Consider the following 24,834-nt stretch of genomic DNA (forward strand, 5'->3'; position numbering starts at 1 on the left):
GCCTCATGGAAGGGCTGAAGTCGGAACGGCCGCGCGCCGGCCAGGTTGAAAGGCGCCGCCCCAGGACCATGGCTGCGAAAGTCAGGAACATTGCTCGACACGGGCTTATTGGCAGGCACGGAACCGTGGTAGCAAAACCGTGACCAGCGAAAGCAACAAAAGGGCGGTTTGGCCGTTCTGATCAGCCGCACAAGCGGCGGGGTATCCGAAGACATGACTACGCCGCAAATCCTGTCGTTCGCCGTTATCTTCATAATGATGGCGGCGCTCGTATGGGGTCGGTATCGATATGATCTGGTTGCAGCCGCGGCACTGTTGTCCGCACTCGCGGTTGGCATCGTGCCTTTTGACGAGGCCTTCAGCGGGTTCAGCGACGATATCGTGATCATTGTCGGCAGTGCCCTGCTGGTGAGCGCAGGCATCGCACGCTCGGGCATCATGGAAGTCGCCATCAGGCGGTTCGCTCCGAACCTGTCGGGCGTTCGCTCGCAACTGGCGCTGCTGGTCATCGTGGTCACGATCCTGTCTGCCTTCGTAAAGAACATCGGTGCGCTCGCGATCATGATCCCGATAGCTTTCCAGTTCGCGCGCCGGTCGAGCGTTTCACCGTCGATATTCCTGATGCCTATGGCGTTCGGGTCGCTGCTCGGCGGACTCATGACGCAGGTGGGGACATCTCCCAATGTCGTTGTGTCGCGGGTGCGGGAGGAACTGACCGGCACCGCCTTCACAATGTTCGATTTTACACCTGTTGGAGCCGGGCTGGCCGCCGCCGGAACGATCTTCCTGGTGTCTTTCTATTGGCTGTTGCCGGTGCGCGAAAAGCTCGGCGGGTCGGTGAATGAAGCCATCGATATCAAGAATTACCTGACAGAGGCCCGGATTGTCCGCGATTCCACTGTGCTCGGCAAAACCGTCGCAGACCTCATGAAGCTTTCCGGCGGCGATGCTATCGTGACATCGATCCTGCGCAACCGGACCATGCGGATGACGCCACTGCCCGACGTTGTCCTCAAGATGAACGACATTCTGCTGCTCGAGGGCGACCCAGGGGCGCTGGATCGCCTCGTCTCCCAGGGCAAACTCAGCGTTACGGGCAGCAGGGCCAGCGGGGATGACACGACCGGCGAACTGGTCGCCATCGAGGCCGTCATCGGTGAAAACTCCCCGTTGATCGGCTGGACAGCCCAGCGCCTTGCCCTCTATCACCGCTTCAATGTCAACCTCCTGGCTGTCAGCCGTCACGGCGAGCGCCCCGACCGCAGGCTGGCCGAAATCCAGCTAAGGCTGGGCGACGTCATCGTGCTGCAGGGCAATGCAGCGACGATACCCGAGATACTGCGTGAACTCGGCTGCCTGCCGCTGGCAGAAAGGGCTATCCTGCTTGGCAGCGTCCGCAAAGGTGTTGTGCCGGTAACGATCCTTGCTCTCGCCATGGTGGCGACTGCGCTCGGGCTGCTCCCGGTCTCCGTCGCTTTCTTTACGGCCGCGGTCGGGATGGTGCTTTTCAAGGTCATCCCGGTCCGGGACGTCTACCAATCGCTGGATGGGCCAATCCTCGTCATGCTCGCCGTTCTCATTCCAGTGAGCGATTCGCTGCGCAGTACGGGGGCGACAGGCATCATTGCCGGCGAGCTTGCCAAACTGGGAACCATTCTTCCGGCGCCCGGCGCCTTGATGCTCATCCTTGTCGCCGCCATGGCCGTTACGCCATTCCTCAACAATGCCGCAACCGTTCTGGTCATGGCGCCCATCGCCGCCGCGTTTGCCGGCGATCTCGGCTACCGGCCGGAAGCATTTCTGATGGCAGTCGCCATTGGCGCCGGCTGCGATTTTCTCACCCCCATCGGCCACCAGTGCAACACGCTCGTCATGGGGCCTGGCGGCTACCGTTTCAGCGACTATCCACGCCTGGGACTGCCGCTATCGTTCCTCGTCGTCATTGTTGCCGTGCCGATGCTCATGATCGTTTGGCCGATGAGCTAATATATGCTCCTCGCCATCCTCAAAAGAGGCCGAGTGTTTGCAGCAGGCTTTCGAATGTGACCTTGGGTTTCTTATCTGTTTGCCTATCCGGGTACGTATAGTCTTCGGACGACTGCTTGCGTATGTTGCTCGGGCTATAGCCGAACTGCTGCGTGAAAGCTCGACTGAAATTCGCCGCTGAATCAAAGCCGACTGCTAGACCAACTTCGGCGACCTTTCGGGTGTCGGAAGGATCCGCTAACATTGCATGAGCTGCGGATAGACGTCGTCGACGAATGTAATTCGCAACGCCGCCGGACGTTTCGAAAAGCTCATAGAGCCGTGTCCTCGAGGTCGCCAGTTGCCGGGCGAGAGCATCCGGTGTCAGGTCGGGTGAGGCAAGATTGCTCGAAATGAAGCGTCTCGCCCGCGTCATCAATCCGATTTGTGAGATCTGATCGTTGCCGTCATCGCGATCCACCAAAGGTGTAACCGCGTCGAATACCATTTGCCGCAAACGGTCCTTGATTCTAGGAAGGTCGTCTTGCGTGAAGCGATCGAGATTGGCTTCAACGCTTGACATAAGATCGATCAGCAGTTTGGCCCGGTGTCCACCCAAAACGACGTTGTTGCTCGCCGCCGGCAAGCTACCTCCATCGGCAAACAGATCGACGGGAACGATCAGGCTGATCGACTCTGTTGCCAGCGCCCGCCCGCTAAACGGATGCCCGAGCGAGCGGATTTCAATCATGCCCGGTTCATTTTGCGCGACACGTCCGTCAACTCCGGTCCAGGTGCGACCGGCGCGGAGAACGGTGATCTGCCAATGGTCGATTGGACTGAACCGGACCGCGTCTGGCGAGCGTTCGTAACTGAAGGCCGGAACGGTTTGTTGCAACAAAAGCATGCCGCCCAGATTCCACACCGCCTGCTGGACGACAAATCCATCCTCGGGATTCACATTGTTCGGCAGACGCGAATCCATCAATATCGCCATATGCTCCCGCCAGGCAGCAAACTGCTGGACTGGTGGAAGGATTTCCGTCTCAAAGCGCAACGACGTCAGGACGGCCTTCCCCACCTCATCCTCACCGAGTGGATCCTGCGACATGCGCGGCCAGCGGCGACGTTCGACAGATGTCGGCTCCCTGTCGTTAAGTGGGACCGTCTTATCCGACATCATTGCCTCCAGCCACGACCCGGAAGTCCGCGTCGTCGCGCTGCTTCAGACAACATTCCGACCCTGCCAACTTGTATGGAAGAACGACATGCGTCGTCATCTTCGAAGTGTATCGTTTATAAGAAACAAAATCATTGGCTATATTTAAGGATCCCTGGTTGTAAAGTAGTTAATTATATCGTGCACCAAGTCAACAAAGCTTCGCCGTTAGCGGATCGATCCTGAACCGACCATGATGGGTTTCTTGGCTCGCTTCGAGATAAAGGCCTTTGGCAGCACCGATCTCGGCACAGGCAATAGAATCGCCTGAAGCCCACCGTCTCCATCAAAAAACAAATGTCTGCGGCGGTCAGCTGCAAAAATGGACGATGTGAAAAGTTTCCGGATTCCCTGATATCGCAACGTAGGAACCGGGGAGGTATTGGACATCATCAAATTCACTTGAGAAAGAAAACCTGAAGTCTCAGTGCATTCTAGACACCTACATGTCTTCATTTTAGCGCTGATGGTTAACGAATGAGGTGTTCCAGTGAGTATAGGATTTCATCCTACAAATTTGAACTCTGCTCTTTCATCGCAACGGAGGGTACTTGTCGCGGGCGGGGCCGGCTTTCTCGGATCACATCTGTGCGAACGTCTTTTGCAAGACGGCCATTCTGTTTTCTGCGTAGACAATTTTTCCACGGGGCGGCTTGAGAATTTGCGCCACCTCCTGAACTACGACACGTTCAGCTTTGTGCGCCACGATATCGTGGAACGGCTCGATCTGCCGGTCAACGAGATCTACAATCTCGCCTGCCCGGCTTCACCGCCGCACTATCAGGCCGACCCGGTCCATACGTTGAAGACGAACGTGATCGGGTCGCTCAATCTTCTGGAATTGGCAGCACATTACCAGGCGCGGATTTTCCAGGCTTCCACCTCGGAAGTCTACGGCGATCCCCATGTGCATCCGCAGCCCGAAAGCTATTGGGGCAATGTCAATTCCTTCGGTCCGCGCTCTTGTTATGACGAAGGAAAGCGCTCTGCCGAGACTCTGTTCTACGATTTTCATCAGCAATACGGCGTCGACATCCGTATCGTGCGCATCTTCAACACCTATGGTCCGCGCATGCGCCCGGATGACGGCCGGGTCGTTTCCAACTTCATCGTGCAGGCGCTCAAGGGCGAAGACATCACCGTTTACGGCGACGGGTCGCAGACCCGTTCCTTCTGTTACGTGGACGATCTGATCGAAGGCTTCTACCGGCTCATGTACAGCCCTCAGGCGATCCATACGCCTGTCAACATCGGCAATCCCGGCGAATTTACAGTCGGTGAGTTGGCCGAGCAGATCGTGGGAATGACCGGCTCGAGCTCCAAAGTCGTCTATCACCCGTTGCCCGTGGACGATCCGCGCCAGCGTCGGCCCGACATCACAGTGGCCCAGAGAGAACTTGGATGGGAGCCGACCGTGGCGTTGGCCGATGGGCTGAAGTCAACGATCGCTTATTTCGAACGGCAGTTGAGGAAGCCCTCCGGAAAGCTGGCGGAGGCCGCCTGATGTCCGGCAAGAACGTACTTGTCGTTGGTGGGGCCGGCTTTATCGGCAGCCATACAGCCAAGCTTTTGGCCAGGCAGAGTTATGATCCGATTGTCTACGACAATCTATCCACGGGTCACCGGTCAGCCGTCCGATGGGGCGCCTTCGTTGAAGGCAACATCCTTGATTCGGAGCGGTTGACCCACGTCATGGATGAGTATCGCCCTATCGGGGTGATCCATTTTGCTGCATCGGCCTATGTCGGCGAATCCGTAGAGAAACCGGCAAAATATTATCAGAACAACGTCAACGGGACCCAATCGCTGCTGGACGCCTGCCAGAGAAGCGGAACGCGCAATATCATCTTCTCGTCAAGCTGCGCCACCTACGGCATTCCGGATCGCTTGCCGATCCGCGAAGGCGAGAGCCAGCGCCCGATCAATCCTTATGGACGCACGAAGCTCATCGCGGAGCAAATGCTTGCCGATTATTCGGCTGCCTATGCGCTGCGCTACGTGGCGCTTCGTTATTTCAATGCGTCCGGCGCGGATATCGACGGGGAAATCGGCGAAACCCACGATCCAGAAACACATCTCATTCCGCGAGCCATGATGGCCGCTGCAGGCAGGATCGATTTTCTCGAAGTCTATGGCCAGGATTACGATACGCCCGACGGCACCTGCATTCGCGACTATATTCATGTCGCGGATCTCGCGCGCGCGCATGTGCTGGCGCTCGAACATCTGATCAACGGCGGTGGCAATCTGGCCGTCAATCTTGGCAGCGGGCGTGGTACATCCATCAAGGAAATTCTCGAAGCGATCAGCCGGCTGACAGGTCGTAACGTGCCGGTCGAGATGCGCGCTCGTCGTGCGGGCGATCCTCCGGTGCTTTATGCCGATCCGGCGCTCGCTGCCGAAAAACTTGGCTTTCAGGCGCTCTATTCCGATCTCGATACGATCATTCGCACAGCGGCTCCCTTCTTCCGGCTCGAGGTGCGCTCATGAGCACGCCGCGCATCGCGCTGGCCGTTGACAGGGAAGAACCCCTGATGGTGCCGGTCTTCACCGGCCGAAAGCGCGTCGAGTACATTATGGGTGCGGTTTTGTGGGCGATGGCCGTCGCATTCTTCTGGCAATGGTGGGTTTTCGAAGCCACCCACACCAACATGGTCGGCTCAATTCTGGTGACGGCGCTTCTGGCGTGGATAACGCTTTTGCCAGTCTACTTCATCACCATTTTCTTCAATGCACGCCGGCCGCACGGACGGCTGCGTATTTCCGCAGGAAGTCGCGTTGCCATGGTGGTCACCAAGGCTCCATCAGAACCTTTTGAGGTGGTGGCCGAAACCTTGCGGGCCATGTTAGCCCAGAACGTGCCTCACGACACGTGGCTGGCCGATGAGGACCCATCGCCCGCAACGCTCGCATGGTGTCGCGAACATGGCGTATTCGTTTCCACCCGCAAAAGTCGCGCCGATTACCATCGCCAGTCCTGGCCTCGCCGCACACGCTGCAAGGAAGGCAACCTGGCTTTCTTTTACGATCATTATGGCTACGACCAATATGATTTTGTGTCGCAGCTCGATGCCGATCATGTTCCCGAACCGGACTACCTATACAACATGTTGCGGCCTTTTGCCGACCCGACAATCGGTTATGTTTCCGCGCCCAGCATCTGCGATCGCAATGCACATGAAAGCTGGTCCGCGCGTGGCCGCCTCTACATCGAAGCGAGCATGCATGGGGCACTGCAAGCCGGATACAATAATGGCTTCGCGCCCGTATGCATCGGATCGCACTATGCGGTGCGCACTGCGGCATTGAAGGAAATCGGTGGGCTGGGGCCAGAACTCGCCGAGGATCATTCCACAACGCTCTTCATGAATGCCTATGGCTGGCGAGGGGCTCACGCGCTTGATGCCATCGCCCATGGCGACGGCCCCCGGACGTTTGCCGATCTTGTAACGCAGGAGTTCCAGTGGTCGCGGAGCCTGGTGACGATCCTGTTGCAATACTCACCAAAACTGATCGGAAACTTACCGCTGCGTTTGAAGGTTCAATTCCTATTTTCGCAGTTCTGGTACCCGCTTTACGCCTTCTTTCTTGCTCTGACATTCCTGTTGCCCGTGATCGTGCTGGTCCAAGGCGATAATTTCATCAACGTCACTTACCCAGAGTTTCTGCTCCATTTCATGCCGCAGTCGCTTATGATCCTGCTTTTGGCATTCTGGTGGCGGTCGAGTCGCACATTTCGGCCTATCGACGGCAAGATTTTTAGTTGGGAAGCGATGCTGTTTTTGCTGGCGCGCTGGCCGTGGGTTCTGGCTGGAACCTTTGCCGCGTTCCGTGACTGGATGACCGGATCCTTTGTTGATTTTCGCGTCACGCCAAAAGGCACGTCCGAGGTCGATCCGCTACCGTTTCGCGTGCTGGCGCCGTATGCCTTCGTGGTCCTGATCTCCATTCTGCCGGTCGTGTTCGTGCAGGATGCGTATCAAACGCGCGGCTTTTTCGTCTTCGCCATCATCAATGCTTGCTTTTACTTGCTGCTGATTTTCATGATCTTGCTGCAGCATGGCAGGGAGAATGACGTGCGGATGAAAAGCCGCGCCTATCGCCCCGCGCTGGCAAGCAGTTTCATGGCCCTTTTGATGGTTACCAGCTTCGCCACGGTCGAGCGTGGACGCGACGGCATCGAGGCGCTCGCCTGGGGAACCAAAAGCTTTTCCCTGTTCGACGACAGCTTCTCAATTGCCGGGGCAGGCGTCGGTGGTCGCGCTGTTCACAAAACCATCTTCAATCCACGTTGGCGCAGCAATGCTCCCAGCAATTCAAATCAGCGATAGAAGGCAATCAACACATGAAGATCGCAACCATTGGAACAGGCTACGTCCATGCGACCGGACACGCCCATCGAGGACAAACGGCTGGCGCCGCTCATCTCGAGATGGCAGGAGGTTCCGGTGGCACTTTCTAAATCTGAAAGGGCTCTATTGCTGTCAGGTTTCCGGATGCTGACAGCAGTCGCTTGGGCAGTGTCCTGCATTGCTGCACCGGCCTTTGCCTCTTCCTCACAGGTTTCCGTTCTGCCGGAAGGGGCACGTCGCATGACAGCAGGCGAAATCTACGATCTCTATAGAGACAAGAGCTGGCAGTGGGACAGCGGAGCCGGACGAATGGTGGGCGCGAACCGGCATTTTTCGGCATGGACCGACGGTGAGACGGGCCAATCCTGGGCGGAAGGCCGCTGGATCATCACCGAGACAGGTTGGATGTGTCTCAACGCGACATGGCATTCCGAACAGGGTGTATTTCCCGCCAAGACCTGCTTTTCGCATCGCATCGATAATGGAACGATCTATCAGAAGCGCGAGCCCGGTGGTGAGTGGTATGCGTTCCGTAACGCCGAGGTCCACCAAGACGACGAGGCCAGCAAGCTAGTGTCCACCGATCTGGTTTCCCGTCAACTCGATGCCATCAAAGCCGCGCTTGGTGCGGCACAGCAATCTGAACAGTAAGAAAGGGAGGGGGCCATGAAAAGTCTCTTTAAACTATCAGCAGCCTTGCTTTGCGGCTTATGCATTTCCGGTGGTGTCTATGCAGCCAGCGGCGTGTCGGGAGCGAGTGTCGACAGCCGCAATCAGTTTCGGGACAAGCGTCCCATCATCACGGCTGACTCCGTAACCCCCGGCGCCTACGATCCGCACGCGGATTATACCAACGATTCCAACTCAAAAATCGAACATCTTTTTCTTCCCTGGGAAGATGTGGATCTGGCAACGCTCAGCGCCGCAGATGCCTATGCGCGTGAGCGTGGACGTTCCCTGTTGATCACGGTCGAGCCGTGGTCCTGGGCGCGGGACTGGCGTGTAGGTCCTGAGGATTTGCTCGCCGGGATTTTGGGCGGGCGCTACGATGCCAATATGTCAGCGGTCTGCTCTGCGGCGGCGCAGCTGAAAAGCCCCGTAACTATCCGCTGGGCGCAGGAAATGGAAGATAATGACGGGCAATTCACCTGGGCTTTCTGGAATGCTGAAGGTTATGTGAACGCCTACAGGCATGTCATCGACGTATGCCGCAAGCATCTTCCGTCGGCCCAATACATGTGGTCACCGAAAGGAGAAGAAGGACTGGAAGCCTTCTATCCTGGCGACAAGTATGTCGACATTATCGGTCTGTCCGTCTTTGGCTATCAGCCCTATGACAAGCTGGAGGTCGGTCGTGATACGACTTTTGTGGAGCGCACAAAGCCGGGTTATGACCGTGTGACGGGCTTCGGCAAACCAATCGCCATTGCGGAGCTTGGCTACGAAGGTAACGACGAATATGCTCGTGACTGGGCCGCGGAAGCAAACAAGCCGCATGCCGAGTTCCCGGACATGACAGCCGTTGTCTACTTCAACGATCTTGAAGTCTATCCATGGCCAAGAAAGGTTGGCCGGCCCGATTGGCGCGTGGCCAACCATCCGCTGGACTGATCCAAGTCGTTCGACAGAGTGGTTCGGCTTTCACCAGATGGCCGAACCGCTCCATCGCTTTATTTCTATTCGGTTCCAACGCAGGACTCTTACGCAGTCTTACTGGAATTGCCTTGGTGGAGAGGAAGTAAAATGTTTTCGATCCGTTCGATTATCTCAAGTGCGGTGCTGTTTGTGGTCTTGCTTGCAGGCAATGCCTACGCCGCTCCCAAACAACCGGCGGGCGACGCTATAGAAAAACGCGCCGCTGCCGCGACGCCGATGAAGGCCTCAGCGGTTGAAAAGCTCTATGCCGGCCGCACCTGGAAATGGCAAAACGGCGGTGGGTTCTATTCTGCGGAGACAACTGCTCGCGGGCTGTTCTCTGCAAATTGGAAGCCGTTCGCCGCTTGGTCGCGCAAACGGGCAGCATGGTCCTATGCGGAGGGAAACTGGTATGCGACCAATGGGGGCAAGCTGTGCATGCGCGCTCTCTGGACCAGCAAAGTAGCGAAAGGGAGTCTGGCAAGAAGCGGTGCAATCACATGTTTCCTGCACCGTGAAAAACATGGCGTCGTTTATCAGAAGCCTTTCATCGGTGGGACATGGTATGTCTTTCGTCACAATCCCGCTCGCCGGGACGATGAGGCGCGCAAACTGGTCAAAGGTAATCGGGTAAGCAAAGAAGTTTCGCATCTCAAGGCGAATTCTCGATAACTGCGCAAAAACGGAGCCGCCGCGGCTTCAGGCGCGGCGGCTTCTGTCAAAACCAGATCCAACATTAAACGCCTGGCTGATTCGAGACCCTCCGCGTGTAGCAACGCGCTTTCTGACCAAAGCCGCTCGGAGTGCAGACATAGGGGTTGCTGTTCAAGTACCGGGATGCTGATATTTTAACGACCTTGCCGACGGGTTTCTTGTTGTAGCGAACATCGTTGTTAACCCGATATTTGACAAGGTAGACAGACCGTGTCTCTCCCTCTGGCTTACGCATTTCGCCTGCTTGCGCGTTTGCGCCGAGAGCCACGGAAACAGCAAGCCCGATCGCTGCAATCGCCACTCTTCTAAAACGGTTCCGATGCGCAGTAGAAAACGTCATGTGCTTGCCTCCAATGTTATTGTTCTGGAGTGCGTTGTACACACAGGACTTTAGGTTCTGGTTTGAACTATCTTGATAAATTTAGACAAAATGTTGCATTCCTCATGCAGAGAGATCGGCCTTGGACTTGGCTTCGGCGAGAGCGTGCCGGCATCGACAGCTCCTGCAGGCAGTCATCGCGCGGGCCTGCAGGAATTCTGTGCGCGAGGCCATGATGATGGAAAGGAAAGAATCATCGCTTGGCTATCGAGAAACTGCTGGACCAGCTGCTTGCTGGTCGACTCGCCTTGCACATACAACCCCGCAAGCGTGGCCACCAAGGCCCGCTCCGAACGCTGGCAACGCTCGAACAGCCCGGTGGAGAAGCGGCCAACCCGGTCCTACGAATCCGCAGCTCAAGCTTGCCGACGCGGGTGACAAGGGTGCGGCCGTAATAAACTCGAGCGGTAGCCGAGCCGCTCCAGCGTCCACTCGCCTTCGAGGCACTCAGCGCCTCATCCCGCCGCGCCCCATTGGATTCGAGAAAAGGGCTGCCACCGATCGGCCACCAGTGCAACACGCTCGCCATGGGATCGGGCGGCTACCGTTTCAGCGATTATCCACATTTGGGACTGCTGCTATCGTTCCTCGTCGTCATTGTTGCCGTGCCGATGCTCATGATCGTTTGGCCAATGAGCTGATATGCGGCGGACGGATCAATCCTGGCGGCCTTCGCGGGTCCACAGTTCGGAAAATGCCGGATTGGCTGGGGCGCCAGGATTCGAACCTGGGATTGTCGGTACCAAAAACCGATGCCTTACCACTTGGCTACGCCCCAGCAGTCGGAACATGCCCGCTGCGCGCGGCCTTATAGGACGAGCCGACGGAAAGCTCAATGGCGAGAATGGCAAGTGTCGAGAACGGAAAGTGCGCGGAACTGATCCACCGGTTCCCGCAGATTGGCGTCGCGTATCATCGTCTGCTGTCGGGCGATGGCATCTATTCACCCCAACTGCCATTTCATTGCCGGCCGGATCGAAGAAATGGAACCGCCTGCCGCCGGGAATGAGAAGATGGGCTTGGGGTCGTGCCGCCGGCATTTTCGACGGCCAGCGTTTCGAGTTCTCCGGTCAGTCACATGGCGCTATCGCTAGTTCCTGTTTTGTCCTCCTAAACTGGCCGTCGAGCCGCAAGTCTTTTTGTCATCGCTTTTTCTTAATCGATTGTAGAAGCCGGCTGGCCCGCCGACGGCTTGCCTTTCGCACTGCAGCATCATATCGCTCGTGCAGGGACACGGCGGAACTTCGGCTTCGTCAATCTTTTCAATCTCCTGCAACCGGAGAGCAAGCATGACCAAATGGGTCTACACCTTTGGCGACGGCGCTGCGGAAGGCCGTGCCGGCGACAGGAACCTTTTGGGCGGCAAGGGCGCCAATCTGGCCGAAATGTGCAGCCTGGGGCTGCCGGTGCCGCCGGGGTTCACCATCACCACCGAGGTCTGCAACGCCTACTACGCCAACGGCCGCACCTACCCGGCCTCGCTGGAGGCGGACGTCACGGTGGCGCTTGACCACATCGGCCGGTTGACCGGGCGCCGTTTCGGCGATCCCTCAAAACTGCTTTTGGTGTCGGTGCGTTCCGGTGCCCGCGCTTCGATGCCCGGCATGATGGATACCGTGCTCAATCTCGGCCTGAACGACGAGACGGTCGAGGCGCTGGCCGCCGATTCAGGCGATGCCCGCTTTGCCTATGACAGCTACCGGCGTTTCATCCAGATGTATTCCGATGTCGTCATGGGCCTCGACCATGAGGTGTTCGAGGAACTCCTCGAAGACCAGAAGGGCGGGCTCGGCCATGAACTCGATACCGAACTGAGCGCCATCGAATGGCAGGGCGTGATCGCGCTCTACAAGGCCAAGGTCGAGGAGGAACTCGGCGAGCCGTTTCCGCAAGATCCGAACGAGCAGCTCTGGGGCGCGATCGGCGCCGTGTTTTCGAGCTGGATGAACAACCGCGCCATCACCTACCGGCGCTTGCACGACATTCCCGAAAGCTGGGGCACCGCGGTCAACGTCCAGGCCATGGTCTTCGGCAACATGGGCGAGACCTCGGCCACCGGCGTCGCCTTCACCCGCAATCCGTCGACCGGCGAAAAGATGCTCTATGGCGAGTTCCTGGTGAATGCGCAGGGCGAGGATGTCGTCGCCGGCATCCGCACGCCGCAAAACATCACCGAGACGGCGCGCATTGCCGCCGGCTCCGACAAGCCGTCGCTGCAGAAGCTGATGCCGGAAGCCTTCCAGTCTTTCGTCACCATCTCCGACCGCCTGGAAAAGCACTACCGCGACATGCAGGATCTCGAATTCACCATCGAGCGCGGCAAATTGTGGATGCTGCAGACGAGGTCCGGCAAGCGCACCGCCAAGGCGGCGCTCAAAATCGCCGTCGAAATGGCGCGCGACAAGCTCATTTCAAAGGAGGAGGCCGTCGCCCGCATCGATCCGGCTTCGCTCGACCAGCTGCTGCATCCGACCATCGATCCGAAGGCGGAACGCGATGTCATCGGCATCGGCCTGCCCGCATCTCCGGGGGCAGCCACCGGCGAGATCGTGTTTTCCTCCAACGATGCCGAGGAACTCAAGACGCAAGGCCGCAAGGCGATCCTGGTGCGCATCGAGACCAGTCCCGAGGACATCCACGGCATGCATGCGGCGGAAGGCATCCTGACCACGCGTGGCGGCATGACCAGCCACGCCGCTGTGGTGGCGCGCGGCATGGGCAAGCCTTGTGTGTCGGGCGCCGGCTCGCTGCGCGTCGACTACAGGGCGGGCACGCTGATGGCGATGGGATCGACGTTCCGCAAGGGCGATATCATCACCATCGACGGCGGTAACGGCCAGGTGCTGAAAGGCGCCGTACCAATGCTGCAGCCGGAGCTCTCGGGCGATTTCGCCGCCATCATGGAATGGGCCGATGGCGTGCGCCGCATGAAGGTGCGCACCAACGCCGAAACGCCGCTCGACGCCCGCATGGCGCGTTCCTTCGGCGCCGAAGGCATCGGGCTTTGCCGCACCGAGCACATGTTCTTCGAGGGCGACCGCATCGTTGCCATGCGCGAGATGATCCTGGCCGACACGGAAAAGGGCCGGCGAACGGCGCTCGCAAAACTCTTGCCCATGCAGCGCTCGGATTTCCTCGAATTGTTCGAGATCATGGCCGGCCTGCCGGTGACGATCCGCTTGCTCGATCCGCCGCTGCACGAATTCCTGCCCAAGACCGAGGAAGAGGTGGCCGAAGTCGCCGCCGCCATGAACGTGTCGCCCGACAAGCTCAGGCAGCGCACCGAGGCCCTGCACGAATTCAACCCGATGCTTGGCCATCGCGGCTGCCGGCTTGCGGTTTCCTATCCCGAAATCGCCGAGATGCAGGCGCGCGCCATTTTCGAGGCCGCCGTCGAAGCCGGCAGGAAGGCCGGCGCGCTGGTGGTCCCGGAAATCATGGTGCCGCTGGTCGGTCTGGTGAAGGAGCTCGACTACGTCAAGGCACGGATCGATGCCGTCGCCAGGAGCGTGATGGAGGAAACCGACGTCAAGATCACCTATCTTACCGGCACGATGATCGAACTGCCGCGCGCCGCGATCCGCGCCCATGTCATCGCCGAGGCCGCCGAATTCTTCTCTTTCGGCACCAACGATCTGACCCAGACCACCTTCGGCATCTCACGCGACGATGCGGCCTCGTTCCTGGAGACCTACCGCCAGAAGGGCATCATCGAGCAGGATCCATTCGTGTCGCTCGACGTCGAAGGTGTCGGCGAACTGGTGCGGATGGCGGCCGAAAAAGGCAGGGCAACGCGACCGGAGATCAAGCTCGGCATTTGCGGCGAACATGGCGGCGATCCGGCGTCGATCCATTTCTGCGAGGAGATCGGCCTCGACTACGTGTCGTGCTCGCCCTATCGCGTGCCGATCGCCAGGCTTGCTGCCGCGCAGGCGGCGGTGCAGGCTGCAAAGAACGGTCGCGGGTAAGGGGGCCGGCATCGGCCATGGCCGTGCCAGCGAATGATCGGCGGGCAGGCCGCGAGCCGTCCCTGCTCAGGCTGGCCCTGCTCAGGCTGGTTTGGCTTCGACCGTCACCTTGTTGGGATAGAACGCGCCGTGATCGCGGATTTCGATCATCTCGTCGAAAGGCCGCTCATAGGCCCACATCGCATCCTTGCCTGCTTCCGCGGCAGGCAGCACGCTCCAATAGCTTGCATCGCCCTTGTATGGGCAATGAGTCGACGAGTCCGTCTTGCGAAGCTGGTCGAAATCGATGTCTTCGAATGGAATGTAGAGGATCCCGGGGTAGGGGGATTCGGTCAACACCTTGGCCCTCCTGGACGAGGCAATGACAGCGTCGCCGGCGCGTACGGTCACAGTTCCGCTGTAGGGCTCGATGGTAATGACTTTATCCGGGTTGCGCTGAAAGCCGGGTGACGGATTGGCGATATGGTCCATGACGGTTCTCCTTGCACGACCTAAGGTGTGTAGGGCGTGCGCGCTATGCAAGGGCGCTGTCGAATGCGGGGGCTCCATCGCCTTTTGGCATTGAAGGATCTCTCGTCAAATCGACCTTGCCGATGACCGATCAGGGCCGATGACCGATCAGGGCTGATGACCAATCAGGCGGCAGCCTGAAAGGCGTCCATCAGCCCGGCATAGGCGGCGGCGATACCGGCGACAGGATTGGTGCTTCGCGATGCGGTTTCGACCTTGAGCGCACCACCGCCGGTCGGCAAGGTAAGAAGCAGGAACTGGCGGTTGCCGCCATCGCCGACGCAAGCCGCGGCGACGTGCTGGCTTTCGCCTTCGTTCTGAACGCACATCTTGAACAGCAGCGTGCCGCCGACCGCCTCAAGGGCGCCGCCGACAACTTCGACGAATTCGTCCTCGGAAACGGTTTTGGCGTCCGGCACCAAATCGGCCAGACTTTCGGCAAGCGAATCTTCGAGAGCTTTGTCGTCGAGCTGCGCGTCCATGCGAACCTCTTTCATTCGCCAATCACACACCTACCATTAATCAAAGTTAATGTCGACAATGGCCGGATTGTGGCGGTTTTCCCTGCCTTTTCTGAACAATGGGCTGCTTCTGCCCGGTCATGGCTGGACAATCCGCGTGTTCGTCCCACAATGGAACGAAAACCAATGGGGGAACGAAAACCCATGGGAGGAGAAGAATGCTCGGACTGATGCAGGAATGGCCGCTGCTTTGCCACAAGCTTATTGACAATGCAGCCAGGCAGCACGGCGAACGCGAGATTGTGTCGCGCTCGATCGAGGGCCCGATCGTCCGGACCACTTACGTCGACATTCATCGCCGCGCCTTGCGGGTCGCCGAGCGGCTCGAGCGTGATGGCTTTGGGCTTGGCGATCGCATCGCCACATTGGCCTGGAACACGGCGCGCCACATCGAAGCCTGGTACGGCATCATGGGTGTCGGCGCGATCTATCACACGCTTAATCCGCGCCTGTTTCCCGAGCAGATCGCCTGGATCATGAACAATGCCGAGGACAAGGCGATCTTCGTCGACCTGACATTCGTGCCGCTGCTTGAAAAGATCGCCGGCGCGGTCAAATCGCTCAGAAAGGTGATCGTGCTGACCGATAAGGCGCACATGCCGCAGACGGCGCTGCCGAATGCTGTCGCCTATGAGGAATGGCTCGACGAAGCCGACGGCGCCTTCACCTGGAAGACCTTCGATGAAAACACCGCCGCCGGCATGTGCTACACCTCGGGCACGACAGGCGATCCGAAAGGCGTCCTCTACAGCCATCGCTCGAACGTGCTGCACGCCATGATTGCGGCGATGCCCGATGCGATGGGCCTCTCCTCGCGCGACACCATACTGCCGGTTGTGCCGATGTTCCACGCCAACGCCTGGGGCCTCGGCCAGAGCGGCCCGATGATCGGCGCCAAGCTGGTCATGCCTGGCTGCAAGATGGACGGCGCCTCGATCTATGAATTGCTCGACACCGAAAAGGTGACGTTCAGCGCCGCCGTGCCGACAGTGTGGTTGATGCTGCTCCAGTACCTGGAGGAGACCGGCAAGAAACTGCCCTATCTGAACAAGGTCGTTATCGGCGGCTCATCCTGCCCGCGTGCGATCACGGCAAAGTTCCAGGGCAATTACGATGTTGAGGTCATCCATGCATGGGGCATGACCGAAATGTCGCCGCTCGGCACGCTGTGTACCTTGAAGCCGGGCTATGCCGGGCTTGAGGGCGAAGCCCGGCTCGACGTCCAGAGCAAGCAGGGTTTTCCACCTTTCGGGGTCGAAATGAAGGTCACCGACGACGACGACAAGGAACTGCCTTGGGACGGCAGGACATTCGGGCGCCTGAAAGTCCGCGGACCGGCCGTCGCGCGTGCCTATTATGGCGGCATCGGATCCGAACAGTTCGATGAAGAAGGCTGGTTCGATACCGGCGATGTCGCCCATATCGACCCAGGCGGCTACATGCAGATCACCGATCGCGCCAAGGACGTCATCAAGTCGGGCGGCGAATGGATCTCGACCATCGAGCTTGAGAATCTCGCGATCGGTCATCCGGATGTGGCGGAGGCGGCCGCCATCGGCATCCAACATTCGAAATGGGGCGAACGGCCGTTGCTTGTCGTCGTCCGCAAGCCGGGCCGGGAGCCGACCAAGGCGGATATCCTGGCCTTCATGGACGGCAAGGTGGCGAAGTGGTGGATGCCGGATGACGTCGCCTTCGTCGGCGAAATTCCCCACACCGCTACCGGCAAGATCCAGAAGACAACCTTGCGCCGGCAGTTCAGGGACTACCGCCTGCCGACGGATTGACGGGTGTGACATCGTTTGCCTTCAAGCCGCCGCTGGACGGCTTAAGCGACGGTTCGGGGTGAAGCAGTGCTGAAAATGATGAAAACTCCCGAGCGACAGACGTCGAGGGCGGCCGGCTGGTCGCGGCGGACAGGCGCTTTTTCGGCGGTCCTGCTGCTGACCGTTCTTGTCGGCCACCGATATCAGCTTGTTGAAACGCCGGCTTTCCTTTGGGTGCTCGGCATTGTCGCGCTGCTTGCCGCCTTTGCGCTGCTGTTCGCCGGATTTGCCTTTTCGAGACTGTGGAATTTCGGCGACCGTGGCGGCCGCGATCTCACCGTCGGAACGGTGCTGGCACTGCTGGTGCTTGTTCCTTTTGGCATTGCCGCCTACTGGGCAGCGACTTCTCCGCCGCTCAGGGACATCTCGACGGATTTCGACGATCCGCCGGTGCTCGACACCAGCACCCGGACCGGGGATATGAACGCGCTTTCGCCGCCGACCCCGGGCGAGCGGCGGCTGCAGACCGAGACCTATCCGTTTGTCACCGGACGCAGCTATAACCTGCCTTTCGATCGGGTCCTGGAAGCAGTCGAAACCGTGCTCGATCGTCGGGACTGGCAGCTTGCGGCGCCGTTTCCCCGTGCGGTCGGGCAAAGCGAGGTGACGATCAACGCCCTGGCCAGGAGCTTCGTCCTCAGCCTTCCCGCCGACGTCGCCATCCGTGTGACCGACGATGGCGATGCGGTCATCGTCGACATGCGCTCGGCCTCGCGTTACGGCCGCTACGACCTTGGCGACAATGCGGCCCGCATCGTGGATTTCCTGGCCGAGCTGGATAAGGAAGTCGCCGGCCAGGTCGGCACGGCCCCGGCCGAGTGAATCGCTTTGACGCCACAGAAATGCGGCTGATACAATCATGGGTTGAGTATGCGGGCAGGCTATTCGCCGGGGTCGAATTCACCCTTGAGCAGGATTGTCTCCACCGGTCCAAGCGGATTGATGATCCGGCTCTCCAGGACTTCGACAAGCTTGCGTCCGACAGCCGCCATATCGACGGAATGAACTTCGATCTTTGCCGGCAGGAAGCGTGCCAGCCGTGTGCTGTCACGCGTGACGATGTGGACGTCGCTCCCCGGCGCAAGACCTCTTTTGCCAAGCGCGTGCAGCGCCCCCAGAAGGCCGAGTTCGTTGGCGCATGCCAAGCCTGTCGGCGGATCTGAACAAGCCAGCAAGCGATCGAACCAGGCTGCGCTCGATTCCATGGTGAACATGCCATGACCGATCAGCGCTTGGTCGATCGGAATGCCGGCCTCGGCCATTGCCCTTGCATAGCCGGAAAGACGCATGGCACTCGCCTGATCCTCCGGAACCAGAAGTTGCAGTGCAATGCGTCGACAGCCCTTGTCCATGAGCCGTCGGGTTGCCTCGTAGGCAATCTGTTCATTGTCGACATCGACATAAGGATAGGCGGTGTCCAGGTCGGTTCTTCCAAACGCGACGAATGGCATGCGTTGATCCAGCAGCAGCTTGACGCGCGGATCACCCGACACCAGGCGCGTGATGATCAGTCCGTCCGTGCTGCGCGCCTGGAGCTGCCGCTGCACACTCTCGACGGGATCGTCGTCGGGCGTGGTGGAATAGATGGACAGACTATAACCGGCTTGCCGCGCCGCCAGCGTCATGCCTTCGATCAAAGGCAGCTTCAACAGATCGGACAGATGATCTCGGGTCTCCATCGGGAGCACTGCCGTCAGCGTCAGCGTTCGACCGGTTTTCAGCGCACGGCCATGATGGTTTGGCAGATAGCCGACCCGCTTGGCCGCCTCCTTGACGCGGGCTATGGTCGAGGGCTGCACTTCCGGCCCATCCTTCAGAGCGCGGGACACCGTGGTCACCGAGAGGGAAAGTTCCGCCGCGATCTGCTTTAGATTGGCCATTGTTCGCCCGACTTCATTTGCGAATGCGCCGGCTGACTTGCTGACCGCCATAACGTTACCGGATTCGACATCCCGGTCAATCCGAACGCCCGTCGCAAGCAGCTTGACTCCTGCGTATTCAGATGCAATCGTAACGTTACGATTACAAATAAATAGCCATTTCAGGCAATATTTGATCAAGTTGTGGAGGAGAACCTATGTCCTGGCTGCGCATTTCCTTAACAGCATTCGCCATCTCGGCTGCCTTGCCCGTCCATGCACAAACACTCACCATCACGACCGCAGGCGGCGATTATGGCAACGCCATGAAAGAGGCCATGTGGGGCCCTGCTGCACAAGAGCTTGGCCATGATGTTCGCGAGGAGACGCTGAGCGACGGCCTGGCCGCCTTGAAGATGCAGGTCACCTCGGGGGCAGTTGCGACCGACATTATCCACCTCGGCTCGCCGGAAGGCGCTCAGGCCGCCGCTCAGTCGCTGCTGGAGCCGCTCGACTACAAGATCATCGATGCCAAATCCGTGCCGGAGGGTGCCGCGTCCGACTACTGCTATCCGTTCGATTCCTATGGCACCGTCCTGTCGTGGAACACCAAGACCTATGGCGACAACCCGCCGAAGACCTGGGCCGAGTTCTGGGACGTTGCCAAATTCCCGGGCCGCCGCGCGTTGCGCGCCAATGCGCAGGACTCGATCGAGATCGCGCTTCTCTCCGATGGCGTGGCGCCGGCGGACGTCTATGCCGTGCTCAGCACGCCGGAAGGGCTGGAGCGCGCCATCAAGCGGCTTGAAGCGATCAAACCGGATGTCGCCGTGTGGTGGACCTCGGGAGCCCAGTCCGCGCAGCTGCTGAAGGATGGTGAGGCGGATCTGGTCGTTACCTGGAACGGACGCGCAGAGACTGTTAAAAAAGATGGCGGCGCGGCTGACTACACGTTCAAGGGTTCGGTCATCGGCACGGACTGCCTTGGGGTGCCGAAGGGCGCGCCGAACAAGGAAGCCGCGATGAAGCTCATCGCAGCGATGACGCAGCCCGCGCGCGTTGCGAAGCTGACCGATTTCATCGCCTATGGCCCGGTCAATCCTGCGGCCTATGAGGGTGGCCTGATTCCCGAGGACCGTCTGAAGACGCTTGCGACCGCGCCTGAAAATGCCGGCACCTCGGTGTTTTCCAATTCAGAATGGTGGGTCAAGAACGGCGAGGCTGCCCAACAGGCCTTCGATGAGATGATGGCCCGCTGAGTCTCGGCTGACAAGGCTGGAGCAGATGATGAAGTCGCTCCCGATCACCATCGACAGCGTCAGCAAGGCTTACGGGTCCTACGTCGCGCTGGATGATGTTTCGCTCGACGTTCAAGCTGGCGAGTTCCTCACGCTGCTGGGGCCATCGGGATCGGGCAAGACCACGCTGCTCATGGCTCTGGCCGGTTTTGTCCGGCCGGATTCCGGCAGGCTGTTGTTGGGCGATCGCGACATCACCCGCCTGGCCCCCAACAAACGCGACATCGGCATCGTATTCCAGAATTACGCCTTGTTTCCCCACATGAACGTCCTGGCGAATGTCGCGTATCCGCTGGCGCTGCGCAAGACGCCGAGAGCGGAGGCGCGTCAGCGGGCGCTTGCCACCCTGGCCCGCGTCAAGCTGGAAGGCCTGGCGGAGCGCAATGTTGCCGCACTGTCCGGCGGCCAGCGTCAACGGGTGGCATTGGCGCGGGCAATCGTCTTCGAACCGCGCGTGATGCTGATGGACGAGCCGCTGTCGGCGCTCGACAAGAATCTGCGCGAAACCATGCAGTACGAAATCCGGCGTCTGCACGATGATCTGGGCATCACCACAATCTACGTGACCCACGACCAGCGCGAGGCGCTGATCATGTCTGACCGGATTGCGGTGATGAATTTTGGCCGCATCCAGCAGATCGATACGCCGCAGCGGATCTATGATCGTCCATCGACCCGCTTCGTCGCCGAGTTCATGGGCGAGGCCAACATTGTGGCGCCGGGCTCGGTGCGCAGGATCGATGGCGCCGAAGCGTCACGCGAAACCCTGATGATTCGCGCCGAAAGCTTCCATCTTGATGCGAAGCTCGCCGGGGCAGACGCAGTGGCTCTCGAAGGAACACTGCGCGCCAAGGCATTCCGCGGCGAGAACTGGCTTTTGACGCTGGCGCTCGACGGTGGCCAGGAGGTCCTTGTCTGCATTCCGGCAGCGCTGGCCGGCGGTTGCGCCGAGCTTGCCGCCGGTCAGCGGATGACCGCCTATGCACCAGCAGCGAAGATTCACGCGATACCGGGAGCGCTGGCGTGACCGTCACCGCGGATCCAGCGCTCTTGGCGGATGCGCGCCGCGAGCGGCGGTTTTTCCTTTCGCTTTCGCTGCCGGCGCTGATCATCGTTGGATTGGCGGCGATACTGCCCATCCTTTGGATCATCCGGCAATCTTTTTTGACCACAGGCGGTGAGTACACTATCGGCAACTACGCGAAAGTGCTTTCGAGCGGACTGACATGGTCGGCGCTCGTCACCACCCTCGAACTGTCCCTCGGCACGCTGGCGATCTGCATTCTTCTGGGCACCCCGCTGGCGCTCGCCTTGGCCAGCGCCAGGCCAAGGGTGGCCAACGTGCTGATGGCCTTCGTCATGCTGCCGCTGTGGACCGCCATCCTGGTGCGCACCTATGGCTGGCTCGTGCTGTTGCGGCGTGATGGCCTGATCAACGCGGCTTTGACTGGTTCTGGCCTGACGGCGGAGCCTTTGCCGCTGGTCTATAACTTCACCGGAACGCTGATCGGCATGGTTCACTACATGCTGCCGATCTTCCTGCTGCCGGTTTATGCCGCGATGCGCGATATCGACCCAAACCTCGTTCGCGCGGCAGCGAGCATGGGAGCCACGCTCGGGCAGGTCATCCGCACCGTCATAATGCCGCTTTCGGCCGGCGGCATCTTCTCGGGCTCGGTCATCGTGCTCATCTATTCCATCGGTTTCTTCATCACGCCGGCGGTGCTTGGCGGCGGCAAGGTAAATCCTCTCTCTACCCGGATCGAGCGTGCGCTATCGACCTTTCAGGATTGGGGATCGGCGAGCGTCCTGGGCATTCTGCTCCTCGTTCTGATGGCGCTGATCGGTGTGATGCTGCTGGCGGCACGCCGCCTGCTGGCCCAGAACGCAGCGGCAGCCTCCCATGCTTGAAGCCTATCCGCAAAACAGGCTCGCCCGTATCGTCCTGTGGAGCTTTGCTGCTCTGGTCATGGCATTTCTGATGTTGCCGACGCTCGTGGTGGTGCCGCTTTCGTTTTCGGCGTCGAGCCTCCTCGAGTTTCCGCCGCAAGCCTACTCGTTGCGCTGGTACGAGAACTTCTTCGGCTCGGCGACGTGGATGGCAGCGCTCAGGACCAGCCTGATCCTCGGGACATTGACGGCGCTGATCGCGGTGCCTTTTGCGCTGCTCGCCTGCATCTCGATGAATCGGCTGGGCGGCAAGACCGCGGCTTCCATCCAGGGCGTCCTGCTCACCCCCTCGGTCACCCCCGGAATCCTGCTGGCGATCGGCCTCTTCTTTGTGCTGGCGGGGCAACGTCTGGTCGGAACGCTGTTCGGTGTGCTGGTCGGACATGTGGTGCTGGCTGTTCCGGTGGCGTGCATTGTGTTGTTGCCGGCCCTGGCTCGCTTCGACTGGAACCAGGTTCAGGCGGCGCGCAGCCTCGGCGCGGACTGGGCCAGGGCCATTGGCGGAATAATCGTTCCGCAACTTCGGCTCAGCCTGTTGTCGGCGACCTTGATGGCCTTCCTGACGTCGCTCGATGAGTCCGTGATTTCGATCTTCGTCGCAAGTGGTCGCAACAGCACGATGCCGAAGCTCATGTTCATCTCGCTGCGCGATCAGATCGATCCGACCATTGCGGCGATCTCGACATTGTGGACCGCTATTGTTGTGGTCGTCGTCGTGATCGTGGCCGTTCGCCAAAAATCCTGACCGAGACTGGAAGCATGCCCCAAAATCATCACGCGGCCGGTGCTCCGGCGGATCAATCGACTGACATTCCTCAGGTAGGCTTGGCCATCATCACCGGGTCGGCAAACTGGGGGCTTGCCTTCCCGGAAGATGTCGGAGTCGAGGGCGTGCGCACGCTGCGGCGCGACATGAGTTTTGAAACGCCTTTCGGTCGTTCCGACAACTGGAAGTTGCTCGAGTTCGATGCCTCGATTTCAGCCGAAGGCAGAGCAAAGCGGGCGTTGTGCATGTATTCGCACGGCAATCCCCGCGACCATATCGACCATTCCTGCCATCGCCGCGCGTTCTGGGTGTTGATGCAAGCGGGGGTGCGGCAAGTCCTCGCCTGCTCGACCGTTGGCGCCGTCAACAAGGCGATCCAGCCCGGCGACATGGTGGTGCCCGCCGATATCATCGAACTGACGCAGACCCCGTTTTCACTGCTTCCGGATCGCCAGAGTTTTGACTGTTCGGGCAAGCAGATCGTATGCCCAAGATGTGCGGCGGTTCTGGTCGAAACGGCCCGCCGCCAGTGGCCATCCCGCGTCCATGGCATCGAACAGCAGCTGGTGGCTGCCCATTGCTATGGGCCGCGGCTGACAACGCCGGCCGAGGCTTTGGCGTATCGCGGCATGGGGGCGGATGTGCTCAACCACTCCATCGCCCCCGAGGCGACCCTGGCGCGCGAGATCGGCGCCTGCTTCGTGCCCTGTGCGTTCGTCACGGCGGGCTTTAACGACTATATGGACCGCAACCGCCAGAAATTGCTGCAGGAGGACGTGCTGCCCAATCTCTCGATGACAGCCTCGGTTGTCGCGCTGGAGACCGCCGCGCGACTTCCGGTCAATCCGCAATGCTCTTGCCAGGGTCTGAAGTCGCCTCAACCGGAAGAGCGTTCCAGCCGGTTCTGAGCTTTCAGGAGCGGAGTGCGCGTTCTGGCGGGAGCTTAGCCAGGCAGGCTGAAAATGCCGTCGATATCAGGGTCGCCGTCGGTGCTCACCAGGCCGCGCGCCACCAGGCCCTCGAGATGGGCAAGCACCGACAGCGCGGCCGCGCCGTGCAGACGCGGGTCGGTATCCCGATAGATCGCCGCGACCATCTCCTTGATCGTCCGGTCGCCGCTTCTGATCCGCTCCAGGATCGCTTGCTCGCGCATCCTGCGATGCGTCTTCAACGCGCGCATGAAGCTGCGCGGCGCCGTCACCGGCCCGCCATGGCCGGGCAGCAGCAGGCGGTCGTCGCGCTCGATCAGCCGATCCAGCGAGGCCATATAGTCGGCCATGGCGCCGTCCGGCGGCGCAACGATGGAGGTCGCCCAGGCCATGACATGATCGGCCGAGAACAGGGTACCGGTTCCTTCCAGCGCAAAGGCTGCATGATTGGCGGTATGGCCCGGGGTCGGCACCGTTCTGATCGCCCAGCCGTCGCCGTCGACCACCATATCGTCGGCAAGCGCGATATCCGGATTGAAGGCGGTGTCGGCGCTGGCGTCGAGCGGGTTGATTTCGCCTATGCGCAGCGGCCTCGCCGGCCGATGCGGACCCTCGGCCAGGACAATCGCACCGGTGTGCTGCTTCAACCGCGCTGCCAGCGGAGAATGGTCGCGATGCGTGTGGCTGACGAAAATGTGGCTGACCGGCCTGTCTGCGATCACCTCGAGCAGTGTCTTGAGATGCGCCTCGTCATCCGGCCCGGGATCGACCACCGCCAGCGTCTCGCGCCCGACGATGTAGCTGTTGGTGCCGTAGAATGTGAACGGGCTGGGATTTTTCGCGGTGATCCGAACCACGTCGGGCGCAACCTTCACGCCCTGGCCGTAGGCCGGGTCGAAGTATGTGTCGAATTTCAGCGCCATGGCAGTTCAGCCCTGTTCCA

Annotated in this window: 21 protein-coding genes, 1 tRNA gene and 2 pseudogenes; 16 read left to right on the forward strand and 8 right to left on the reverse strand. The window is 60.0% G+C overall.

The genetic code is table 11. The features are described 5' to 3' along the window. The first annotated feature begins 213 nt into the window (after positions 1-213). Complete coding sequence (locus AC0L15_RS00145) at positions 214-1,986, forward strand: SLC13 family permease (protein WP_287246273.1); 1,773 nt, start codon at positions 214-216, stop codon at positions 1,984-1,986. 19 nt (positions 1,987-2,005) lie between these two features. Here the strand turns inward: AC0L15_RS00145 and AC0L15_RS00150 are convergent, their stop codons facing one another. Next, positions 2,006-3,148, reverse strand: a complete 1,143-nt coding sequence (locus AC0L15_RS00150) for a helix-turn-helix domain-containing protein (protein WP_287289374.1) — start codon at positions 3,146-3,148, stop codon at positions 2,006-2,008. A gap of 526 nt (positions 3,149-3,674) precedes the next feature. On the opposite strand from AC0L15_RS00150, the gene AC0L15_RS00155 reads away from it, so the two are divergent. The 6 genes from AC0L15_RS00155 to AC0L15_RS00180 all read left to right on the forward strand — a co-directional run bounded on the left by AC0L15_RS00155 (position 3,675) and on the right by AC0L15_RS00180 (position 9,843). Further along, positions 3,675-4,688, forward strand: a complete 1,014-nt coding sequence (locus tag AC0L15_RS00155) for a UDP-glucuronic acid decarboxylase family protein (RefSeq protein WP_287246277.1) — start codon at positions 3,675-3,677, stop codon at positions 4,686-4,688. Continuing rightward, a complete protein-coding gene (gene galE / locus AC0L15_RS00160) occupies positions 4,688-5,674 on the forward strand; it encodes a UDP-glucose 4-epimerase GalE (protein ID WP_128248028.1) in 987 nt (328 codons plus the stop codon). Before AC0L15_RS00155 ends, galE begins: the two co-directional genes overlap by 1 nt. Continuing rightward, positions 5,671-7,515: a glycosyltransferase family 2 protein gene (locus tag AC0L15_RS00165; RefSeq protein WP_287246279.1), complete on the forward strand. Its 1,845-nt coding sequence runs from the start codon at positions 5,671-5,673 to the stop codon at positions 7,513-7,515. The genes galE and AC0L15_RS00165 overlap by 4 nt, the downstream gene beginning before the upstream one ends. 165 nt (positions 7,516-7,680) lie before the next feature. Then, entirely contained in the window at positions 7,681-8,187 is a 507-nt protein-coding gene (locus AC0L15_RS00170) for a DUF995 domain-containing protein (RefSeq protein WP_128248053.1), read from the forward strand. A 15-nt stretch (positions 8,188-8,202) separates the two neighbouring features. Next, positions 8,203-9,147, forward strand: a complete 945-nt coding sequence (locus AC0L15_RS00175; RefSeq protein WP_128248026.1) for a glycoside hydrolase family 26 protein — start codon at positions 8,203-8,205, stop codon at positions 9,145-9,147. Between the two features lie 132 nt (positions 9,148-9,279). After that, positions 9,280-9,843, forward strand: a complete 564-nt coding sequence (locus AC0L15_RS00180) for a DUF995 domain-containing protein (RefSeq protein ID WP_473495771.1) — start codon at positions 9,280-9,282, stop codon at positions 9,841-9,843. A gap of 64 nt (positions 9,844-9,907) precedes the next feature. On the opposite strand, the gene AC0L15_RS00185 is transcribed toward AC0L15_RS00180, so the two are convergent. Together AC0L15_RS00185 and AC0L15_RS00190 are read right to left on the reverse strand one after the other, a co-directional pair. Beyond that, complete coding sequence (locus AC0L15_RS00185) at positions 9,908-10,225, reverse strand: MlaD family protein (RefSeq protein ID WP_128248024.1); 318 nt, start codon at positions 10,223-10,225, stop codon at positions 9,908-9,910. A 269-nt stretch (positions 10,226-10,494) separates the two neighbouring features. Then, a pseudogene (locus AC0L15_RS00190) lies at positions 10,495-10,733 on the reverse strand (transposase); the annotation flags it as partial. Between the two features lie 22 nt (positions 10,734-10,755). On the opposite strand from AC0L15_RS00190, the pseudogene AC0L15_RS00195 reads away from it, so the two are divergent. Continuing rightward, positions 10,756-10,905: pseudogene (locus AC0L15_RS00195) on the forward strand (SLC13 family permease); the annotation flags it as partial. Between the two features lie 62 nt (positions 10,906-10,967). On the opposite strand, the gene AC0L15_RS00200 reads toward AC0L15_RS00195, so the two are convergent. Then, positions 10,968-11,042, reverse strand: a tRNA-Gln gene (locus AC0L15_RS00200). A 511-nt stretch (positions 11,043-11,553) separates the two neighbouring features. On the opposite strand from AC0L15_RS00200, the gene ppdK reads away from it, so the two are divergent. After that, on the forward strand, positions 11,554-14,232 hold the full coding sequence (gene ppdK / locus AC0L15_RS00205; RefSeq protein ID WP_287246287.1) for a pyruvate, phosphate dikinase: 2,679 nt from the start codon (positions 11,554-11,556) through the stop codon (positions 14,230-14,232). Positions 14,233-14,313: 81 nt separating this feature from the next. Here the strand turns inward: ppdK and AC0L15_RS00210 are convergent, their stop codons facing one another. Both AC0L15_RS00210 and AC0L15_RS00215 read right to left on the reverse strand, forming a co-directional pair. Beyond that, entirely contained in the window at positions 14,314-14,703 is a 390-nt protein-coding gene (locus AC0L15_RS00210; RefSeq protein WP_287246289.1) for a DUF427 domain-containing protein, read from the reverse strand. A 164-nt stretch (positions 14,704-14,867) separates the two neighbouring features. Beyond that, complete coding sequence (locus AC0L15_RS00215) at positions 14,868-15,224, reverse strand: hypothetical protein (RefSeq protein ID WP_023797902.1); 357 nt, start codon at positions 15,222-15,224, stop codon at positions 14,868-14,870. Between the two features lie 197 nt (positions 15,225-15,421). On the opposite strand from AC0L15_RS00215, the gene AC0L15_RS00220 reads away from it, so the two are divergent. Together AC0L15_RS00220 and AC0L15_RS00225 are read left to right on the forward strand one after the other, a co-directional pair. After that, on the forward strand, positions 15,422-17,050 hold the full coding sequence (locus tag AC0L15_RS00220) for a fatty-acid--CoA ligase (protein WP_287246291.1): 1,629 nt from the start codon (positions 15,422-15,424) through the stop codon (positions 17,048-17,050). 75 nt (positions 17,051-17,125) lie between these two features. Then, positions 17,126-17,911, forward strand: a complete 786-nt coding sequence (locus AC0L15_RS00225) for a DUF1499 domain-containing protein (RefSeq protein ID WP_287246293.1) — start codon at positions 17,126-17,128, stop codon at positions 17,909-17,911. Positions 17,912-17,970: 59 nt separating this feature from the next. On the opposite strand, the gene AC0L15_RS00230 is transcribed toward AC0L15_RS00225, so the two are convergent. Next, positions 17,971-19,149, reverse strand: a complete 1,179-nt coding sequence (locus tag AC0L15_RS00230; RefSeq protein WP_473495772.1) for a LacI family DNA-binding transcriptional regulator — start codon at positions 19,147-19,149, stop codon at positions 17,971-17,973. Positions 19,150-19,166: 17 nt separating this feature from the next. Here AC0L15_RS00230 and AC0L15_RS00235 point away from each other — a divergent pair, with 17 nt between their 5' ends. The 5 genes from AC0L15_RS00235 (at position 19,167) to AC0L15_RS00255 (ending at position 23,870) form a co-directional block, all read left to right on the forward strand. Beyond that, entirely contained in the window at positions 19,167-20,207 is a 1,041-nt protein-coding gene (locus tag AC0L15_RS00235; protein WP_287246296.1) for an ABC transporter substrate-binding protein, read from the forward strand. A gap of 28 nt (positions 20,208-20,235) precedes the next feature. Beyond that, positions 20,236-21,273 carry an ABC transporter ATP-binding protein gene (locus AC0L15_RS00240; protein ID WP_473495773.1) on the forward strand — a complete coding sequence of 346 codons (1,038 nt, stop codon included), beginning with the start codon at positions 20,236-20,238 and terminating at the stop codon, positions 21,271-21,273. Next, entirely contained in the window at positions 21,270-22,157 is an 888-nt protein-coding gene (locus AC0L15_RS00245) for an ABC transporter permease (protein WP_128186910.1), read from the forward strand. Before AC0L15_RS00240 ends, AC0L15_RS00245 begins: the two co-directional genes overlap by 4 nt. 70 nt (positions 22,158-22,227) lie before the next feature. After that, positions 22,228-22,941, forward strand: coding sequence for an ABC transporter permease (locus AC0L15_RS00250; RefSeq protein WP_473495847.1), 714 nt, complete (start codon positions 22,228-22,230; stop codon positions 22,939-22,941). Between the two features lie 80 nt (positions 22,942-23,021). Next, positions 23,022-23,870 (forward strand): phosphorylase family protein, encoded by an 849-nt coding sequence (locus AC0L15_RS00255; protein WP_287246301.1) that lies wholly within the window; start codon positions 23,022-23,024, stop codon positions 23,868-23,870. Between the two features lie 35 nt (positions 23,871-23,905). Here the strand turns inward: AC0L15_RS00255 and AC0L15_RS00260 are convergent, their stop codons facing one another. Then, positions 23,906-24,814 carry an MBL fold metallo-hydrolase gene (locus AC0L15_RS00260; RefSeq protein WP_287246302.1) on the reverse strand — a complete coding sequence of 303 codons (909 nt, stop codon included), beginning with the start codon at positions 24,812-24,814 and terminating at the stop codon, positions 23,906-23,908. Between the last annotated feature and the right edge of the window lie 20 nt (positions 24,815-24,834).

This window comes from Mesorhizobium sp. WSM4846 (assembly GCF_055811415.1).

Coding starts and splice junctions, on each gene's coding strand:
- AC0L15_RS00145 (WP_287246273.1), top strand. CDS start 214: ATGACTACGCCGCAAATCCTGTCGTTCGCCGTTATCTTCATAATGATG.
- AC0L15_RS00150 (WP_287289374.1), bottom strand. CDS start 3,148: ATGATGTCGGATAAGACGGTCCCACTTAACGACAGGGAGCCGACATCT.
- galE (WP_128248028.1), top strand. CDS start 4,688: ATGTCCGGCAAGAACGTACTTGTCGTTGGTGGGGCCGGCTTTATCGGC.
- AC0L15_RS00165 (WP_287246279.1), top strand. CDS start 5,671: ATGAGCACGCCGCGCATCGCGCTGGCCGTTGACAGGGAAGAACCCCTG.
- AC0L15_RS00170 (WP_128248053.1), top strand. CDS start 7,681: ATGCTGACAGCAGTCGCTTGGGCAGTGTCCTGCATTGCTGCACCGGCC.
- AC0L15_RS00175 (WP_128248026.1), top strand. CDS start 8,203: ATGAAAAGTCTCTTTAAACTATCAGCAGCCTTGCTTTGCGGCTTATGC.
- AC0L15_RS00180 (WP_473495771.1), top strand. CDS start 9,280: ATGTTTTCGATCCGTTCGATTATCTCAAGTGCGGTGCTGTTTGTGGTC.
- AC0L15_RS00185 (WP_128248024.1), bottom strand. CDS start 10,225: ATGACGTTTTCTACTGCGCATCGGAACCGTTTTAGAAGAGTGGCGATT.
- ppdK (WP_287246287.1), top strand. CDS start 11,554: ATGACCAAATGGGTCTACACCTTTGGCGACGGCGCTGCGGAAGGCCGT.
- AC0L15_RS00210 (WP_287246289.1), bottom strand. CDS start 14,703: ATGGACCATATCGCCAATCCGTCACCCGGCTTTCAGCGCAACCCGGAT.
- AC0L15_RS00215 (WP_023797902.1), bottom strand. CDS start 15,224: ATGGACGCGCAGCTCGACGACAAAGCTCTCGAAGATTCGCTTGCCGAA.
- AC0L15_RS00220 (WP_287246291.1), top strand. CDS start 15,422: ATGCTCGGACTGATGCAGGAATGGCCGCTGCTTTGCCACAAGCTTATT.
- AC0L15_RS00225 (WP_287246293.1), top strand. CDS start 17,126: ATGATGAAAACTCCCGAGCGACAGACGTCGAGGGCGGCCGGCTGGTCG.
- AC0L15_RS00235 (WP_287246296.1), top strand. CDS start 19,167: ATGTCCTGGCTGCGCATTTCCTTAACAGCATTCGCCATCTCGGCTGCC.
- AC0L15_RS00240 (WP_473495773.1), top strand. CDS start 20,236: ATGAAGTCGCTCCCGATCACCATCGACAGCGTCAGCAAGGCTTACGGG.
- AC0L15_RS00250 (WP_473495847.1), top strand. CDS start 22,228: ATGTTGCCGACGCTCGTGGTGGTGCCGCTTTCGTTTTCGGCGTCGAGC.
- AC0L15_RS00260 (WP_287246302.1), bottom strand. CDS start 24,814: ATGGCGCTGAAATTCGACACATACTTCGACCCGGCCTACGGCCAGGGC.